Below are 17,029 nucleotides of genomic sequence, written 5' to 3' on the forward strand. Positions count from 1 at the left end.
GATGGCTGAGGTCTCCGCGTCGGACGCGCCTACCGAAGGCACGAAATATGGGAGCGGCTCAAGCACCGGTGCGCCCGACTACCCACACGGAACGAGAAGGGACCAGAAAAGAGCGCGAATGAGGAATCGGAGGTGGAGAATCCGCCGGTAGACACCGTGGTCAACGCATGAACGACAGCCTCCAACCACGTCATGCCGAAAATGCGGTAGGCAAAAGCGCACAAGACCGTCAGACCGATGTAGATTTCAAGCAAGCGGCGCGAGATATCCAACGCCCGAGGGAGCACTTTGCCCAGCGTGTCGAAGCCCTCGGCGCGGAAAAATTGCATGCCACCGACTTTCATTACTGGCATGAAAATGAGCGCGATGATGACAATACCAAGGCCGCCCAGCCATTGCAGAATGCCACGCCAGAGCAAGACCCCCTTCGGCATCTCGTCGAGCCCGACGAACATCGTCGATCCGGTGGTGGTCATTCCCGAGACCGCCTCAAAATAGGCATCTGTCAGCGGCACGTCCGGCACACCCCAGACAAATGGGATCGCGCCCGCAAGCGGAAGAAGAACCCACAGCGCCGTCGTCAGGAGAAAAGCCTGCCGGATATCGAGGTTTTGCGAGCCGTGATTTCTGGTCGCAAGGTAGATGATGGTGCCCAACGTCATGGTCAGGAAACCCGACATCGCGAACACCCACCACCCTTGACCGCCGTGGATGCCATCGAGAATGGCCGAAGGCAGCATGAGCGCGCCCATTGGCACAAGAAGAAGGCCGATGATCTCTGCGACTGGACGGATGTCCAGCCCAAGGTAAGGCCGTGAAGGCTCAGAGTGGGCCTTATGCGGTGTGTGCGGTCGGTTCACAATCTTCTCCGGCAATGCAGCGCCGCAGCGCATCCACTCACCAAGGTGCACGCTATCGCACCCAAGGAAAGCCTTCACAGATAAGAGGCGCGCATACACCGAACGGTCTCCGGGCGAAAGTCAATCAAAGGCTCGGTATCCGCAGGCCATCTATGCCTAATCTAAAGTCACCAAGGATTAATCTGGCGGCCCTCAAGTGAGCTACAGCTCTTGCTGCAGCGCAGTTTGTTGGAATAACTGTCTGGTCTGGTCTGGTCTGGGCCATCTGGAGCGAGTGAGGTCACCCAGTGGCTAAACGATTTGCCGCCGCCAATTCAATTCCCGGCCGTTGGGAGCAAGTTGCGAAATCCTCAACATGGCGCCTTCGCACCGCGGCTGTATCGCCAAGACCCACTTTAAGCGGACCACGTCGCCAGGAATGGTCAGCGAGTCAACGGTGCATCACGATTGGGCGCCGCTCGACGATTTGCTGGCCTTCGGCGACGCCATGCACCTGTTGGAACCCGTAAAGCAGATCCGGGCCAACCGCGATCAGGCGCAACGTATAGGTCATCGACACACCCTCGACCGTCATGCTGTCGACCCCGACAAGACGAGGCAGCTCGTTCACGTCACATCCCGCCACAGTCGTGACATCATCGTCATCGATATCCAGATCAGGCACGTTTGTCGCAGTGTTTCCATCTGGTAGCGATGGCTGCGATCCAAAGCTCCAATCGACACCGGTTTCCCAATCCAATGCGAGGTCAATGCCTTCCGGGTTGTCAGGAACGATGGTCAGGCGTCCGTCGCGCATCTCGATACGCCCAGTATCTGCCGAAGCCTTGGCGCCGTGGGGCATCACCATAGGCCCCATCACCACATATCCCGCCTTGGCCTCACTGACCCATTGCCCCTCGAGCTGACGCGATACCGCATCCAGCGCCTCAGTGCCCGTGACACCGCAAAGAGTGCCGCCATCCTCCCCGGCGGCGGGGGCCGCCAATGCGATGACGAATCCGATCGCGATCGGTATAGGTTTTGTAAGTGCCATGTATCCCTCCATCAGTTGGCGGACGGGGTCGCGTTACTGTCATCCATGGGTCGTTTCGACACACAGACCCGCGTGGTAAAGGTGACATCCTTGGTCGGACGTGGCGGCCAGCGCCCCTCTTTCCACCCTCAGTCTTGCCGCATTGTCTCGTTTTTTCAACCGCTTCCTACCATCCCTCGCGACAGCACGTTTTCATTTCTAAGGGCCGACGTGTTGTTTGACGATTTCCGATGTGCAACCCTTCCTGCGTTTGTTGCGGTGCTGAAGGTTAGAGGAGCTCGAGCCAGACGCATAGCGTGGAGGGAGCAATTGTCTGATTTTACCGAATCCAGCCCGATCGAGACCGGCTTTGCGGCCGTCTACAGGACGCGCATTGCCCCCCGCCTGAACGAACTGGAACAGGAACGGCAGACTGTTTTAACGACAGCAAAGCGTCACGCCGCGATCGCTCTGGCGGCAGGCGCGACACTTGGGGTGCTGTTCCTGCTTTTCGGTTCGGGCTCGGACGGGCTGGCGGGTGCGCTTGTGGGCTTCGGTGTTCCGCTGGCTTTCGGTGCCGTCGCAGCCTTCCTGTTGTGGAAACGTCAGGCGGAGAGTTGGAGCGGGTCGGCCGCCAAGGACGTGATGCCCGTGGTTTGCGATTTTCTCGGCGACCTGACCCATGATCGCAACGCGTTGAAAGGCTTTCCGCTGGAAAGGATGCAGAAACTGGGCGTGATCCGGCCCTTCTCGAAGGCGGAGGTCAGCGACCGGCTGGCAGGAACCTACCGCGATGTACCCTTCGAGATCGTCGAGGCGAAGCTCACTAACGACAAGAGCCAAAGCAGCACGAACGCGGACAACGATAACAGCGACAGGTCATCACGCACCCAGTTCAAGGGGCTCTTGATGCGGATCGGCGTGCCCGACCCGATCCCGGGGCGCATCCTGATCGCCCGTGACTATGGCATGGGCAACAAGTTGATGAGCATGTTCGGCGGCGCGGGGCGAGACCTGCCCCAGGTCGATACCGGACACGCGGCCTTCGAGGAATTGTTCCAAGTCCATTCCGATAACCCCGACATGGCCAGGGACTTATTGCCACCCGCGTTTTTGGACAGCTTCGTAAAAATCGCCGAGTCCGAAGGTGGGCGTCATGGGGCCAAGGGGCTTGAAGCCGGATTTCACGACGAGTCGTTCTTTCTGGCGCTTCAGCGCGACGACGATTTCTTGGCCTTGGGCAAGTTGACCACTCCCGCGGACGAGATCGAGGACGACCTGCACGGGGTATTCGACGACATCGCCACGGTCCGACGCATCATCGACCGGTTGCACGGCGACCACCCCGAGACATGATCGAGAGAGGCAAGATAGACGACCCCAACGTCGGGACCATCGCCTTCGAACAGCCCGCGAAGCAGACATCGCGAAACGCGCAAGGGTTCGGCCTTTGCTGAATGACCGTCCGCATCTGGAAGGGACAACATGCGACACAAGATTATCATACCTACCGCAATCAGCTTTGCAGTCATAGGAAGTGGCGCCTTTGCGCAGGCCAACGCAACATGCGGCGACCAAGCCTGTTTCATTGAGGCCGTCAGGGCCTGTGATCCCGTCAGCTTTCCCGTGCAGGATCCCGGCAGACTTGGTGCGGAAGGGGAATACAGCATTGTTGGGCCGGTCGGCGAGGCCTGCCAGATCTCATTCGCCTTTTCCGAAAATCCCAATCCCGCCTTCGTGAACAAGCACCTGACTTTCGCAGTCGATCCCGATAACGCATCGGAAGAGACCGTCCTCGGCGCCCTGGAAGGTTGCTTGACGGGGGGCGACGGTGTCTCTCAGTGCGCCGGACCGCTGTTCGATCAGGTGGCGGGCATGGCGTCTGTGCGCGGCGCTCTGGAAGCCAGCGGAGGCCCGCTGCCCTGTGGACAACCGGTGGAGGCCACGGGGGACCCTCTCTACCCGATGCCGAAAGACGGGAAATGGGGCTACGTTGACCGCGACGGCGCATGGCAAATCTCTCCGCAATGGGACCGGGTCAAGGACTTCCATGAGGGACGAGCGGCGGTCGGCGGCCAGCACAGCTGGGGCATCATCGACCGCGAGGGCAACTCCATCGTCCCGCAGGAGTTCGAGGGGGCCTCGGTGCAGACGATCGGCGAGGAACGCTGGGCAACTTCGCCTTTCGCGCCGTATTCGGAAGGCTGCACCGTGGCAGATATCTTCACCGACAGTTCGCAACCGACCTTCTTCATCGACCGCGACGGCAAGACCTACTGGCGCGACGAGGGCCCCGAGGCGCTTCGATCGCGCGACATTCGCGCCTTTGGCTCCTTCTCGGAGGGCCTTGCCTGGTTTCGGGAAGATACCTCGCCTGACGACCTGCATGGCTGGATCGATCCGGAGGGCACCGTCGTGATCGGGGCTGAGTTTACCGACGCTGGAGATTTCTCCGACGGCCTGGCCCCCGCAAGCTTGGACGACGGACTGGCAGGCTTCATCTCGCCCGACGGAGAGTTGCAGTTGCCAAGGAAATGGACGCTCGATCACGCGGAACCCTTCTCGGAAGGACTGGCCTATGTCGCCCCGGCACCTTTCGAGGGCGCCTTCATGACCGCCAGCGACTTCGCCTTTCAGCGCGTCCTATTCGCCGGTATGGACGGTGCAAAGCCAAGGGTGGCCCCCATCGACTCGGCTGGCGCCTTTCACGACGGATTGGCGCCTGTCTTGACGGAAGCAGCGGATGGCAGCCGCGCGTTCGTCTATGTGAACACCGAAGGCGAAGTGGTCTTCGTCCCCGATGACATCGACGGCATCAAGGTTTGCGACCCGCGCACAAGGCCCGAGTTCCACAACGGGCTGGTCCGTCTCGTCGTGGCCGACGACGGCGAGACCTGTGAGGGGCAGTACTATACCAGCGGGCTGCCTCACTACGACGATGCGCATTATGTCTATCTCGATACGGACGGACAGATTGCGCTGCGGCAGGAAGGATGACTTCTACAGTCAACGACTTGCCAAACCCAAAGGCAATTTCTGACGTGTATTTATTGTCCACCCGATGGCAGCGCAACGTCACGGTTAGACATCAAAAGCGCTCGGCCCTGAGGACAAGCGTATCGCTGATCGAGACGACGCCGATATGACGCTCAACCACTGCAAAGGCGGTTTTCAAAAGCCCGTCCAATCGCTCAGGCTTGATTAGGCAAACAACCATCACCATTCCGGCAGGGCCAACCTGACCTTCACGCGTCCATGGCCCGGATCGGCCCGAGCCTCCGCGGACGGGCACAACCGTATAGCCCGTAACGTTCGCTTTGTTCAGAGCATCGGTAAGCCGTCCTTCGAGTGGCTTTTCAATCACGATTTCGACGCGTTTCGCGGGCGTCATCTGCATGTCAGCCTCCGGTGAGTTGGGTGGCCACGGCCACGTAAAGAGGAATACCTAAGGTGAGATTGAACGGGAACGTCACGCCCAACGAGAGTGTCAGATAGAGAGCAGGGTTTGCCTCTGGCAGTGCGACCCGCATAGCCGCAGGCACTGCGATGTAGGAAGCCGACGCAGAAAGCACCATCAAGAGCACAACTCCGCCCGTGGACAGCCCGATCATCATTGCCAAGATAAGTCCAATGCTTGATCCAGCCAGCGGCATCACAATACCAAATGCCACTGCACCGAATCCCAAAATTCCTCTCGATTGTCTCAACCCGCGTCCCGCGACCAACCCCATGTCCAGCAGGAACAGGCATAAAACGCCTTTGAAGGGAGAGACTATGAAAGGTGCAATTTCGGCCAGTCCTTTTTCACCAGTCACGATTCCAATGACAAAACTACCGACAAGTAACACGATAGAGCCATTGAGCATGATCTCGCGCATCAACCCCGGCTCCATCCGCCCACCCGATCCATTTCGGGAGACCAACCAAAGGGCCGACAAAATCGCCGGTGCCTCCATCGCTGCGGCGACCGCAACCATATAGCCCTCTGCAGCAATCGCCCGACCCTCAAGAACCGAGGTTGCGGCAACAAAAGTCACAATGCTTATTGAGCCGTAATGCGCAGCCACGGCCGCCGCATCGAGCCGAGAGAACTTTGTGAACACCTTCAACAAAGCAAAGGCAAGCAGTGGAAGGCCAAATGATAGAAGAAGACCCGCCCCAACCGACATCAGCAGGCCAGCATCGACGCCATGATCCGCAACCGAGGCACCCCCCTTAAAGCCGATAGCGAACAGCAAATATATCGACATGCCTTTCGCGACCGCTTCGGGGATAGACAAATCCGAGCGCGCCATCGCAGCAGCAAGACCAAGTGCAAATGACAAGATGATCGGGGACAAAAGGTTTGCGCTGGCAAGCGCCAAGATTTCGGTCATAAGGAAACTCCGCTTTTCTCTCTATTAGTGAGAGGCTTAGAACTTTCCAAGACTGGTTTCGTCGAAACGATGCTTGGTTCAGCATCTATGCGGGGCCATAATTGAGCGCAAACCAAAGCCGTTCGTGCCAGCGCAGCGAAAGCTCGCTTTGTCCCGCTGACTGACGATTCAGTCGATGAAATGCTGCGCGATGCACGAGTGGCCGCTTCGACGGGCCGCACCGCAGCATTGGGAAGGCATGGTCAATGGCCGCAACGGGCCGTCCATGTCGTCGAGGTCGTGCCCGTCGCAGGGGGCGGAAAGTGTGAGTTCGCTGCATCTGCAAGGGCATCCTGTCAAAGACAGGAAAGCGGCCATTCCCGGTTCAGGTTCAACGCCCCCAATGCTGCACAAGGCACCAAGGTCAGCAACGTGCAGGAAGCGGTGTCTCAGGGACCGCCAGCATCACTCAGCGTCTTCTCGATGACGGTCGCGTGTGGCCATAGACAAGATCGCGCGGCACGACCGGCACGCGGATCGTGACCGTACGAGGCTGCAGCGTGGCCCGGGCCTTCGGCATCAGGGCCTGGTACGCATAGGACAGAAGCAGCGTGCCGCCGATCCGGATCCGTGCCGAGCCGATCTCGCCAGCGGCCAGCACGCCGCTGATCGCCCCCGCAATCGCTGTGACGGCTGTGACAATAAAAGGCATGGGCCGTGTCCGGTACCAGGTTGGCCAGGCAAGCCGGCGAGATTGGGTGAGTTCGGGCTTTCTTGCGGTGCTCACGGATGCCGCGTCGCATGGGTGGCAGCCAATTAGAGGATCTTGTCGTCCAGTATACCTGGATCGGTCGAGTGGCCGGACTGCCTCGGCATGTCACGGGAGTATCAGGAACAAACATCTCACGTTGGTGGTTGTCCCAATAGCGGGCTTCCGCCCGACGAACCTGTCGGTCCAAATTATGAGGAACATTCAATGAAACGAGAATATATCACTGCATTCGCCGTAACGGTCATGCTGTCGGGCGGCGCTGCTATTGCACAGAACCAACATGGCCAGCAATCTTCCGGTGACTCTGGCATGATGGGCGGCGACATGGCGTCCACGCATCAAAAAATGATGTCCAAGCACAAAAGCATGATGCAGGGTGGCGGTATGATGGGCGCCAAGAAGCTGATGGGGCCGCAATTCCATGACCTGATGGACGCCAATGATGACGGCAAGGTCGAAGCCGCTGAAGCACGCACGCAACTCCAAAAGTTACTGGAAGAAAATGACACGGACGGCGACGGCGCCCTCAGCATTTCGGAATTCGAGGTTCTTCACAGCCGCATGATCCGCGAGACAATGGTCGACCGCTTCCAACACCTCGACAGTGACGGCGACGGCGCCGTAACCGCCGAGGAAATGACCGCGCCAGCCGAGCAAATCGAGCGCAAGGAAAAGCGGATGAATATGATGATGGAAATGATGCAGAAATCCTCTGGCAGTTCCGAACACGGTATGAGGTCCGGCGGAATGATGGACGGCGGTCACGAAAAAAAGGAGAACTGATCTCTTTGTTCAAGCAGCCAAGCCGCTCAGATCACCTGAAAGGCATGCTTGCTAAACTGGACAGGCAAGCCGAAAGGAAATGAGTGGAACGGCTACCAAGCCCTCGGGCGTCATGTCGACGGTCGAGGCACCGGTGCAGGCGCCGAAGCCGAGGCCGGTGTCAGCCAGTACGATGTCGCCGCGCTGTGCCAGAAGCATTGCTGGGCGGGGCTTGCCGAGCAAGGCGCGCNGCGCCGAAGCCGAGGCCGGTGTCAGCCAGTACGATGTCGCCGCGCTGTGCCAGAAGCATTGCTGGGCGGGGCTTGCCGAGCAAGGCGCGCGCCATTTCCTCGAGCGAGTCCCAGCCGAGGCGGCGCATGACCCGCTGGCCGCCGAGCGCCGTTGTGTAGCGCCCGCGCCAGAGCGCGGCCACATCCTCCCCGCCAGTCAGGATCACTCGTGTCTCGAACGCGAAGGTTGGGCAGTCGTGAATGCCCCAGACAAATGGCCTTGCCCGCGCAGTATTGAGCGCCTCCGCGAGGTGGCGCTCCCAGTGCTCTGTGCGGAAAATCTTTTATCCTTGTCTGGACACTCATGGCGCGCCAATCCTTCGGCATGCGCGCTTTTGATTTTCCCTTTGAGACTGTCGAGATCAGCTGCTCGGTATGCAGCCGGTTCGGCCGGTATTCCAAACGCCGCTTTTGCGAGGTCGTCGGAGCCGACACGGCGCTTCCAACGGCGCTCGACATCATTGCCAAGAATTGTCCGGAAGATCGTCCCAGCATCGCAAACATGCAGGGACGGTGCCGGGCTCAATATCCTCAGCTGCTCCGCATGAACTCAGTCAAAGACATTCATAAGCCTGATTTAATGGGCCGGTCATCCCCGCCCCAAGGTGACTTCCCTGTCCTGATGTGGATGGAGCAGCATTACCCAGCATGGTGCCACAAGCCTGGTTTGTCTGGGCCTGCCTGTCACCATGGAGGATGTCGATGTCGCGCTGCACAACTTACATTCCAAGGCATTTTCGGCGACCCTGCTGATCCGATCAAAGCCGAGTTCCCGAAAAAGTAAAGCCCGCAACCCTGAAAAGGATTGCGGGTCACAACACCAACTGATCGTGTGCCTATCAGAAGGGACAGGACTGGCGCACGATAGGGGTTGGCGCTATCACGTTCAGCCCGCGCTGGGGTGCATCACGTCCTTGATCATCAGGTCATCGTCTTCCTGGCAACGCTGCATGACTTCGGAGACCATGACATCTGCGCCACGTGCATCTTGGCGCGCGGCTTCACGACCTCCTTCATTGTCGTTCATGGTACCATCAGCATCTGCCTGTTCGGTGCCAATGCCGGCTTCGGTGGCATCTTCACCGGTTGCGAGATCCCGAGCGCCTTCACGGCCCATTTCGGAAAGAGCGCCCAACTGATCGTAGGCATCCATTTCGTTGAACTCGCCGCATGTCATAGCAAATGCGCCAGTGGACATGAATGTGCCCAGTGTCAGGGCGGCGGCGGCGGTGCTCAATTTGCGAAAGTTGGTCATTTTATTCTCCTAAAATTCAATTCACACAACGCATCCCGGCGTCGTGCAGTGTCTTGCGTCTATTGAAGGGTCAACTCGGCAGTCATCACATTCGTTCCGAACAGTTTGATTTTTTTCGATTTTACGCACCGAGGATCCCGCGCCCATCTCGGCCCGACTGTCCTGTTTTTCAGCGCAGCAGGCAGACCTGCCTTGCCATCTTCGTTCGGTTTTGGGCAGTTTCATTGCGACGTTCATGGCGGTGGCGCTCGCAACAAGAGGATGGCGCGCACCATCGGGCCTTTGACCTCAACCTCGGCCAGTTGGAAGGTGATGGCACGGACGTGGCGGACGACGTGGGCACCGATTTTGATCAGTTCGAGCTTGGGGCTGGCCAGCGACCAGTCGGCCATCGCCTCGGGCAGTTCACCGCATAGCAAGGGAGGCAGGTTGTAAGCCAGCGCCTGCAGTTGCAGCCTGACCTCCTTGTTGCTGAACCGCCGGCACGACCGCCGCGTCAAGTAGAAGGCGCATTTGCCTTCCTTGATGTGCTGCTCGGCGGGGTCGCGTTGATTGTAGAAGCAGGTATGGGCACCGTCTATCCTCGCCCCCAAGCAACTTCCCTGTCCTGGATCGCGGTCACGTATTCAAAACCGAGTGCACCCAGATAAAGCACCTGTTGGCTTTCATGCGTATAGCGCCAAGTCCAGGCCGCGGTCAGATCAATCAGAAAGCTTAGAGCGCCGAAGAGAGTTGATACTTCCCCAAAACAGCGAAATGGTGCTGCAAAAGGCTCGAATTGGGTGTGTCGGCTAAAGATTCCAACGGGATTTCAGCCGACACACCTTCCAATTTTCGGTTATGAAAGGATTTAGACATGAATGTATCTGGCAAGAAAGCTGTCGTCTTTGGCGGCACTTCGGGCATTGGTCTTGCAGCCGCACAGATGTTGGCTGATGGCGGTGCATCTGTCATAGTTGTGAGCCGCGACCCTTCCAAGACAGAACAACGGTCTCCTGAGATCACAACACGGTCTTGCGATGTCCTCGACGGTGCGGCAGTCGAGGCCTTGCTGACTGATATCGGTCCCATTGATATTCTGGTAAGCTCCGCAACGGGTGGCGACCGCGCAATCGGTCCTTTTCTTGAGATGGACATGGAGGGCTACAAGGCTTCCTTCGACAAGCTCTGGGGATACGCCAATGTCGTCAGATATGGTGCCAGCCACGTTGCAGACGGCGGTTCGATCACGCTCGTGTCTGGCGCGCCAGCGCGTAATTGCCAGCCTGGACAGAGTGCACTTTCCTCTGTCGGAGGCGCGGTCGAAGCCATGGTGCGGGCGGTCGCCCGTGAGTTTGCGCCTCGGATCCGTATAAATGTGGTTTCACCCGGTATCATCGATACCCCAATGGTGTCTGCGCAAGGTGCCGAACGTGAAGCGCTTTATGACGAGATGACCCGAAACCACCTGATCCCTCGTGCGGGCACAGCCACTGAGGTGGCGGAGGGGATTCTGTTCGTGATCAAGAACGATTTTGTAACCGGCACGACGGTGGATGTTGATGGAGGGTGGCTTCTCAGTTGACTTCAGCGCGCTATGATCCCCGCCCCAGAAGGTCGGACCCAACATAGCTTTTGAGGTTCAGGCAGAGCTTTAACTTAACGTATCTGGAGCAATGTTCCTCAACCGCCGATCAAGATGGCTTAACGGGTCAACGCGGCGTGGGCGTTGCGATCCATTGTCGGGCATCAGTTCAGATTTTGGTGCTGGGCGCCGGGTCAGATAGTCGCTGAGAGCGTTCATGAAGGAAACGATATCTGCTTCGGACCAATCTTGGGGGTCGAAGTTCGCAAGCGACAGATGTGGGACAAGTTTGAGTCCTCGCAGAGTTTCGTCTTGCGTAACCGCTGCCGTCATATTCCAATCCGGAAACCACCGACCCTTCAGCTTGTTCACCGTCAGAAGTTTGATGTCGGTGTGCCGATCATCCTGAAATATTCGTTCGACTACGGCGCGCACCTCCAGTGGCTCGCCCTCGAGCCACTGGAGGTAGTTATTGTTGTCATATACCAACGCACCAGTAAGGGCAGCTTGCAGATTATTGCGCTGCGAAACAGTGAGTATCTCGTCGACAGTTTTGAACGAAAAGCCAACCGGTTTGGAGCAATATGCGATTCCGATAATATCTGTCATCTGCCTGCCTGTCTTTTTTTTGTCTGCAGGTTGGGATGCCAGTGCGTCACGGATCCTGCAGCGTCTTGTTGTTCAAGCTTACCCCAAACTCTTTGGCGGCCTGGGGCGGGTTGCGAACTGGATTGCCATCAGAGGACTCCAATTTCAAGCAAACATTACTCCTCATATTCTTTGTTCAATCAGATTCAGGCAAAGGGCCGCTCATATTTGGCTGAATCAAGGATTGGCGACGTATTGCAACGCGGTATGACCGATGCCCAAAGGCGCCCAATAATTAGCACCCATTCACCTTCGATAGTCGTGGCAGATGGCGGTGCATCAGCCAAGGTCCGCTTTCGTGAAACTGCATTGCAGCATAGCTGGCCGCGCTCGAGTTCCGGATTTGGGCCGATCTCGACCGGTCTGACGTCCCTCTCAAGGGGCGGTTTCCGGACTTTCGCTGCAGGTGCTCAGGTCGTGCTTCGACAAGGCAAAAGAAGCCATTCATTGATCGAAGCACTGGGCGCTTGATGCTTCGGCAGCGCCACGGGTACAAGACACCCAATCAGATCAGGGCCGAGCAAAAAAGCCTTGAACCCGAAGCCGCCACGGGGGTTAAGAGGGCGGCCTAACCAGCGCAGAGCGCTGTCTCACAACCACGCCCCGGTACACTTGGATGGCTCAGGAGGATCTTGACTGATCATCTGATCCATAAAGCGGAAAGGTTGCCCCGGAGCGCTTGATGCGCAACCGGGGCTAAGTTGAGGTAGGTTGGTATGATAGTGTGGATTTTATGCTGTGGTTTATTATCGCCCGCAAGCACAACTTTAAAAGGAACTAATCTAAGCCTCTTCCGTTCAAGATTGCGAAAGTTCCTTGAGGTAGTTTGATTAAAGCTTGACCCGGGAACCACGGCGCCCTTTCGCTTTCCAAAGAGGGCATGCCAAGTCACTTCCTTTAATTAGCCCATGTTCAGCCATAGTCACAGGGGATACAGATCCAGTACACTGAGAAGAGGCTGCCAAGTGACTGACAAGCACCTGAACAAGAAAAAGGATACCAAAAGCTCGCGGAGGGAAGGCCTGAAACACATGCGATGCTGGTATCCCGAGACGATCGAGCCGGAAGATGTTGGTCGATCCTACCCACCTTCAAAGCCTTCCTCACTCAGAGCTACCCTGCGCCGGTGGCTGGGAAGATGAGCTTGGCCCTCGAATAAGAAAGACCCCGGAGCGCAATAACGCATCCGGGGCCAAGTTCAGGGTAGGTCGTATTGTCACATCATTAACCTGCAGCAAGTGTTTTCCAATCACAAGGGTAGCATTTGGCCGGGGAATAATGTGCGCTGTCCATGTTAAGACATTGATTGGTATATGGAAATGACAGGTCTTTGGGCAGGATCTGTCGTTCTTGATCCACTTGCTTCCACCGACGCTGAGCTTCCTTCAAGGAAGCTTCACGGGCATGGGCCGGGCGCTGACCCAGTTCAAATTGCCAGAGCGCAGGTTGTCCGTGTCTGCGGCCTTGTCAACATGCGCGGCAAGCCGCTGTGTTCAGCACAGCTCAGGCATTGGATTGAGACGCAGATGGATCGTGCTGAAATTGGATACAACCTTGCGCACAAACGACATCCTTGCTTAAGAGGAAGTCAACCGGAAAGCCGCTGAACGGATCTGGCTCCGTTGACAAGCGTCCTGTTTCATCCTTGAAAGCGGGCTGAACAAACAGTCAGGACATGCAGGCAGGTAGGTAATTACCAAGAGCGCAAGTATACGTTGAGTCTTCAAAAATTTTCATAAAGTTCCAACAAAGGGCACGCAGATGCGGGAAGAGGCAGTGCGCTCCCCTAATGACGCAGGCGAGGGTTATGACGACACTGCGGCAATACACCGGAGAAGCTGGCGCTGGTGGCCTGGCTTGTGCCTGGCGCTCGCCATCTTATACGTCGTTCTCCCCTATGGTCGCCTGACGGCCATTATCTACGTAGTTGCCACCGCCGTTGCAGCTGCGACAATCGCGGCTGCTTGCTATCGTCGGCAACGGCTCTATCGGCCGGTTGCTTGGGGGTATACATGGTGGCGGCCCGCTCAATGCAGCGCGTAATCTGATGAGTTCGGAAGCGATGTTCGACATGGCAGATATCTACCATCGGCAATCGCGCTGCACCAATAAAAAGAGGCCTATCAGCGTGATTTATCCAGCCTTTGCAGGATGTTGCGTCCAGCGTGGGTTGCGACAGTCAATGCCCTCCAGAAGATAGCCCAACTGCGCCGCCGAGATCTGCACCGCCTCGCCAGACCGGCTTACCCGTTGCCCGGCAGGCGATGCATGCATCGCCGAGAGGGGCCAGATGAACTTGCCCGCCTCCAGGCGCTTCAGATAGAGCGACATGCCCACGCCATCGTGCCACAGGATCTTGACCAGATCGCCCTTACGGCCTCGGAAGCAGAAGATCTCGCCCGCATGGGGATCGCGGCCGAGACCCTCCTGCACCTGTAGCGCCAGCGTGTTCATGCCCCGCCGCATATCGGTGGTGCCGCCCGCAATCCAAACCTTCACGCCCGCCGGAAACGCGATCATTGCCCGTCCACCACTGCCAGGATCCTTGCAAGCGCTTCAGGCTCCACGCCCACCGGCACGATGAGCCGGCGCCCGTTCGGCAAGGCTATCTCAACCTGACAGCCCGGAGGCGGACAGGGTTCCACTGAATTGGTCTGTGGCGCGGGCGCTTTCGTCACGGTCACCGGCGCGAACGATACCGGGCGAGAAGACCCAAGTTTACCGTTTCGATACTGCCGCCGCCAAGTTGTCAGCAGCGATCGGCAAATGCCATGCCGCCGCGCTGTGGTTGCCACTTGGCGGTGGCCGATAAAGCTCTCCTCCACAATGCGCAGTTTGTCATCATCTGACCAATACCGGCGGCGATCACCATCGGCAGCAGATATAACTTCGATTTGAGGGCGGTTGATAAAGTCGGACATAAGGCCGGACTTACCACCGGAGCGAAGCCAAGATCAGACGGCCGCCCCCAGAGGCTTACGCTGTAGGCAGCCCTTCGGCAATTTTCGACCCTACCTTGGAACTGACCATTCGGCCAGCTTGCCTGCCCTCCTGGACATCACGTAACGACTCCTGCGAGCAGGGCGAAGCGCACCTTGGTTCAGTGGATTGGATTTACTCTTCGCTCTCACACCTCGTGCAAATCCGATGCCCAACAGCGAAACCCTCTGGAATCCGCACATAGCGAAAAGGTTGGCGATGGGCGAGGTTAGTCACTTCACTCCTGTGAGCGCATAGGTCAAACGCCGATATAAATACAATCGCAACAGACTTCCCACACGGACGTTTGCCTCGATCAAACCTGAGGAGCACCTGCCTTGCTACATCAAAAAAGTTTGCACCGGAACAATGTGGTTGTGCGTGGCGATGGCGAGCATGCGCTCGTGCTCGCACACGGCTTCGGCTGCGACCAGAACATGTGGAGTCGGCTTGAGCCGTATCTGGAGGACTTTCGCCTCGTTCTCTTCGATCACACAGGTAGCGGCGACTCGGACATCGCGGCTTTCGACCCTGTCCGGCATGGTCAGCTGGAAGGTTATGCCGAGGATCTGGGCGAGATTTGCGATGCACTCGATCTGCACGGCGCCACACTCGTTGGGCATTCGGTTAGTTGCACAATCGGGCTGATGGCCGCCGCTGATGCGCCAGAGCGCTTCGCCAACGTCGTTATGGTTTGCCCCTCGCCCTGCTTTCTCAACCTGCCCGGATACGCCGGGGGCTTCGAGCGGAGCGATCTCGAGGAACTCATTGACCTGATGGACAGGAATTACATCGGCTGGGCGCATCACCTTGCCCCCCTCGTCACCGGGCAACCGGCCGATTCTCGGCTGTCGGAAGAACTTTCGCAAAGCTTTTGCTCTACCGATCCTATAACCGCCAAGACCTTCGCCGAAGCGACCTTTCTTTCCGACCATAGGGATCTCCTCGGTCAGGCCCAGCATAGGGTCCTGGTGCTGCAAAGCGCGCGCGACGCCCTCGCCGCGCCTTCGGTAGGGCGGTATGTGGACGACAAGCTTCCCCACAGCCAGCTTGAGGTGATCGATGCCGATGGCCACTGCCTTCACATGACCCATCCCGCAGAGGTCGCGCAGTTCATTCGGACTTTCGTCACTGGCTGAAGCATCGAAAATAGAGCCGTTCGGCATCGATCGCTTTCCGGTCGGCTGTCTGGTCACGGACGGCGCGCGGATCATCCGTTTCGCAAATGCGCGTGTCGGGGTGCAGGTAGAGACACCGTCTGCAGATCTGCTCGGACTTAGCCTTGATGTTTTACTGACACCGGCGTCGCGAATCTTCTGCGACAGCTACGTCTATCCAATTCTGCTCGACCAGGGGTATTGCGACGAGATCGCGCTGAACGTAATGACAGGGTCTGGCGGGCGCATGTCAGTGGTAGGCAACGCCTGCGTCCACAGCGACGATCCAGACATGGTCTTGTGGAGCTTCATGCGGGCAGACAAGCGAGACCAGCTCCAAGCCGAGGTACTGGCCGCCCGCAATCAACTTCAGGAGCAGGCGCGCGCGCTCCAGGAATTGGCGACGCGGGATGATCTCACTGGCCTGTTGAACCGACGCGAGTTCAGACGCCGGATTGCTGAGCTGATCTCGGCGGCCGACCGTGAGGGCGCATCAGTCACGCTCCTCCTGCTCGATATCGACCTGTTCAAGGAAGTGAACGACACCCACGGACACCAAGCTGGCGACGACGTGCTGCGTCAACTGGGCGTGGCGTTCAAGCAAATGATGCGGACACATGAACTCGCAGGCCGATACGGAGGCGAAGAGTTCGTCTTCGCAATCGCCACCGAAAATGCTGAAGAGGCCCGTCCTTTCAGCCAGCGACTTCACGCAGCTGCGGCCAGCGTGACAGGAGACTGCGCACCCGTGACCGTGAGCGTCGGCCTCGTTTGTAGCCCGCCCGGCTCGGGCCTGTCATTTAGCGATCTTGTAAAAGCCGCGGATCGCGCGCTCTACCAGGCAAAAGACCTTGGGCGTAACCGCTCGATGGTCGAGAGAGATGGGTTGGTAATGCCCTTCGACTGATGCTGTCTGGTGACGATAGTTTTCGTGGGACCAACGTCATCTTGGTGCCATTCTCTATGCAAACGCACGCGCCCAAAACCTGGAACGCTGGTCAGGCAGAGCCCGCAACGGGCACCCAGCCGGACCCGTCTGGTTGAACCCCGAACCCGAACGCAGCGCCCCTGAAATTAGAGACGCTGCATGAAATCGGCGGACAACACCTTTGACAAACACCGCTTCGGGTGAACCACGAAACACGCCCGAATGCCGTCAACACCTTGATTTGTAGACGAACAAATATTTCCATGCAGCGAAATCAACGGATTACTTGCGGAATGCGATGTCGCAAAAACATTATCACCACCTCGGTCATCGATCTGCTAGAGCGGGTTGCGTTCAATCAGTTTCATAACCTGCCGCCTTGAAGAAGTTGTAGCACTCTTCCTCAGTGAAGAGATCGCAGACGTGACCAACCGCGCGCCAGAGTTC

General features: G+C 57.9%; 17 protein-coding genes and 2 pseudogenes. 7 read left to right on the forward strand and 12 right to left on the reverse strand.

The features are described from left to right. Positions 1–29: 29 nt before the first annotated feature. Both V8352_RS19185 and V8352_RS19190 read right to left on the reverse strand, forming a co-directional pair. The gene (locus tag V8352_RS19185; RefSeq protein ID WP_336425897.1) at positions 30–740 is read right to left on the reverse strand and encodes a potassium transporter TrkG; all 711 of its coding nucleotides are present in this window, start codon (positions 738–740) and stop codon (positions 30–32) included. 550 nt (positions 741–1,290) lie between these two features. Then, positions 1,291–1,893, reverse strand: a complete 603-nt coding sequence (locus V8352_RS19190) for a hypothetical protein (RefSeq protein ID WP_336425898.1) — start codon at positions 1,891–1,893, stop codon at positions 1,291–1,293. A 213-nt stretch (positions 1,894–2,106) separates the two neighbouring features. Between V8352_RS19190 and V8352_RS19195 the strand changes: the two genes are divergently transcribed. Together V8352_RS19195 and V8352_RS19200 are read left to right on the forward strand one after the other, a co-directional pair. Next, positions 2,107–3,228 (forward strand): DUF3137 domain-containing protein, encoded by a 1,122-nt coding sequence (locus tag V8352_RS19195; RefSeq protein ID WP_336425899.1) that lies wholly within the window; start codon positions 2,107–2,109, stop codon positions 3,226–3,228. 270 nt (positions 3,229–3,498) lie between these two features. Then, the gene (locus tag V8352_RS19200; RefSeq protein WP_336425900.1) at positions 3,499–4,869 is read left to right on the forward strand and encodes a WG repeat-containing protein; all 1,371 of its coding nucleotides are present in this window, start codon (positions 3,499–3,501) and stop codon (positions 4,867–4,869) included. Between the two features lie 91 nt (positions 4,870–4,960). On the opposite strand, the gene V8352_RS19205 is transcribed toward V8352_RS19200, so the two are convergent. From V8352_RS19205 to V8352_RS19215, 3 genes are all read right to left on the reverse strand, one after another. After that, positions 4,961–5,269, reverse strand: a complete 309-nt coding sequence (locus V8352_RS19205) for a P-II family nitrogen regulator (RefSeq protein WP_336425901.1) — start codon at positions 5,267–5,269, stop codon at positions 4,961–4,963. Position 5,270: 1 nt separating this feature from the next. Continuing rightward, positions 5,271–6,248 (reverse strand): sodium-dependent bicarbonate transport family permease, encoded by a 978-nt coding sequence (locus V8352_RS19210; protein WP_336425902.1) that lies wholly within the window; start codon positions 6,246–6,248, stop codon positions 5,271–5,273. 448 nt (positions 6,249–6,696) lie between these two features. Continuing rightward, positions 6,697–6,939 carry a hypothetical protein gene (locus tag V8352_RS19215; protein WP_336425903.1) on the reverse strand — a complete coding sequence of 81 codons (243 nt, stop codon included), beginning with the start codon at positions 6,937–6,939 and terminating at the stop codon, positions 6,697–6,699. Positions 6,940–7,101: 162 nt separating this feature from the next. Here V8352_RS19215 and V8352_RS19220 point away from each other — a divergent pair, with 162 nt between their 5' ends. Continuing rightward, entirely contained in the window at positions 7,102–7,782 is a 681-nt protein-coding gene (locus V8352_RS19220; protein ID WP_336425904.1) for an EF-hand domain-containing protein, read from the forward strand. Positions 7,783–7,833: 51 nt separating this feature from the next. Here the strand turns inward: V8352_RS19220 and V8352_RS22030 are convergent, their stop codons facing one another. Both V8352_RS22030 and V8352_RS22035 read right to left on the reverse strand, forming a co-directional pair. Further along, positions 7,834–7,980 (reverse strand): DUF6950 family protein, encoded by a 147-nt coding sequence (locus tag V8352_RS22030; RefSeq protein ID WP_442971071.1) that lies wholly within the window; start codon positions 7,978–7,980, stop codon positions 7,834–7,836. After that, entirely contained in the window at positions 7,943–8,332 is a 390-nt protein-coding gene (locus V8352_RS22035) for a DUF6950 family protein (protein ID WP_442971072.1), read from the reverse strand. Before V8352_RS22035 ends, V8352_RS22030 begins: the two co-directional genes overlap by 38 nt. Before the next feature lie 342 nt (positions 8,333–8,674). Between V8352_RS22035 and V8352_RS19225 the strand changes: the two are divergent. Further along, positions 8,675–8,788, forward strand: a pseudogene (locus V8352_RS19225) (lipoyl(octanoyl) transferase LipB); the annotation flags it as partial. A 149-nt stretch (positions 8,789–8,937) separates the two neighbouring features. Here the strand turns inward: V8352_RS19225 and V8352_RS19230 are convergent. Both V8352_RS19230 and V8352_RS19235 read right to left on the reverse strand, forming a co-directional pair. Next, positions 8,938–9,306 carry a hypothetical protein gene (locus tag V8352_RS19230; RefSeq protein WP_336425905.1) on the reverse strand — a complete coding sequence of 123 codons (369 nt, stop codon included), beginning with the start codon at positions 9,304–9,306 and terminating at the stop codon, positions 8,938–8,940. Positions 9,307–9,539: 233 nt separating this feature from the next. Further along, positions 9,540–9,866, reverse strand: a pseudogene (locus tag V8352_RS19235) (transposase); the annotation flags it as partial. A gap of 296 nt (positions 9,867–10,162) precedes the next feature. Between V8352_RS19235 and V8352_RS19240 the strand changes: the two are divergent. Further along, positions 10,163–10,870 (forward strand): SDR family oxidoreductase, encoded by a 708-nt coding sequence (locus tag V8352_RS19240; protein WP_336425906.1) that lies wholly within the window; start codon positions 10,163–10,165, stop codon positions 10,868–10,870. A 69-nt stretch (positions 10,871–10,939) separates the two neighbouring features. Here V8352_RS19240 and V8352_RS19245 read toward each other — a convergent pair whose 3' ends face one another. From V8352_RS19245 to tnpA, 3 genes are all read right to left on the reverse strand, one after another. Further along, the gene (locus tag V8352_RS19245; protein WP_336425907.1) at positions 10,940–11,479 is read right to left on the reverse strand and encodes a BLUF domain-containing protein; all 540 of its coding nucleotides are present in this window, start codon (positions 11,477–11,479) and stop codon (positions 10,940–10,942) included. A 2,172-nt stretch (positions 11,480–13,651) separates the two neighbouring features. Continuing rightward, positions 13,652–14,038: an IS66 family insertion sequence element accessory protein TnpB gene (gene tnpB, locus V8352_RS19250; protein WP_336425908.1), complete on the reverse strand. Its 387-nt coding sequence runs from the start codon at positions 14,036–14,038 to the stop codon at positions 13,652–13,654. Then, complete coding sequence (tnpA, locus tag V8352_RS19255; protein ID WP_336425909.1) at positions 14,035–14,439, reverse strand: IS66-like element accessory protein TnpA; 405 nt, start codon at positions 14,437–14,439, stop codon at positions 14,035–14,037. The genes tnpB and tnpA overlap by 4 nt, the downstream gene beginning before the upstream one ends. A gap of 396 nt (positions 14,440–14,835) precedes the next feature. Here tnpA and V8352_RS19260 point away from each other — a divergent pair, with 396 nt between their 5' ends. Both V8352_RS19260 and V8352_RS19265 read left to right on the forward strand, forming a co-directional pair. After that, the gene (locus tag V8352_RS19260) at positions 14,836–15,636 is read left to right on the forward strand and encodes an alpha/beta fold hydrolase (protein ID WP_336425910.1); all 801 of its coding nucleotides are present in this window, start codon (positions 14,836–14,838) and stop codon (positions 15,634–15,636) included. A gap of 100 nt (positions 15,637–15,736) precedes the next feature. After that, on the forward strand, positions 15,737–16,561 hold the full coding sequence (locus V8352_RS19265) for a GGDEF domain-containing protein (protein ID WP_336425911.1): 825 nt from the start codon (positions 15,737–15,739) through the stop codon (positions 16,559–16,561). Positions 16,562–17,029: the final 468 nt, after the last annotated feature.

The organism is Roseovarius sp. D0-M9 (assembly GCF_037083805.1).
Lineage (GTDB): Bacteria > Pseudomonadota > Alphaproteobacteria > Rhodobacterales > Rhodobacteraceae > Roseovarius.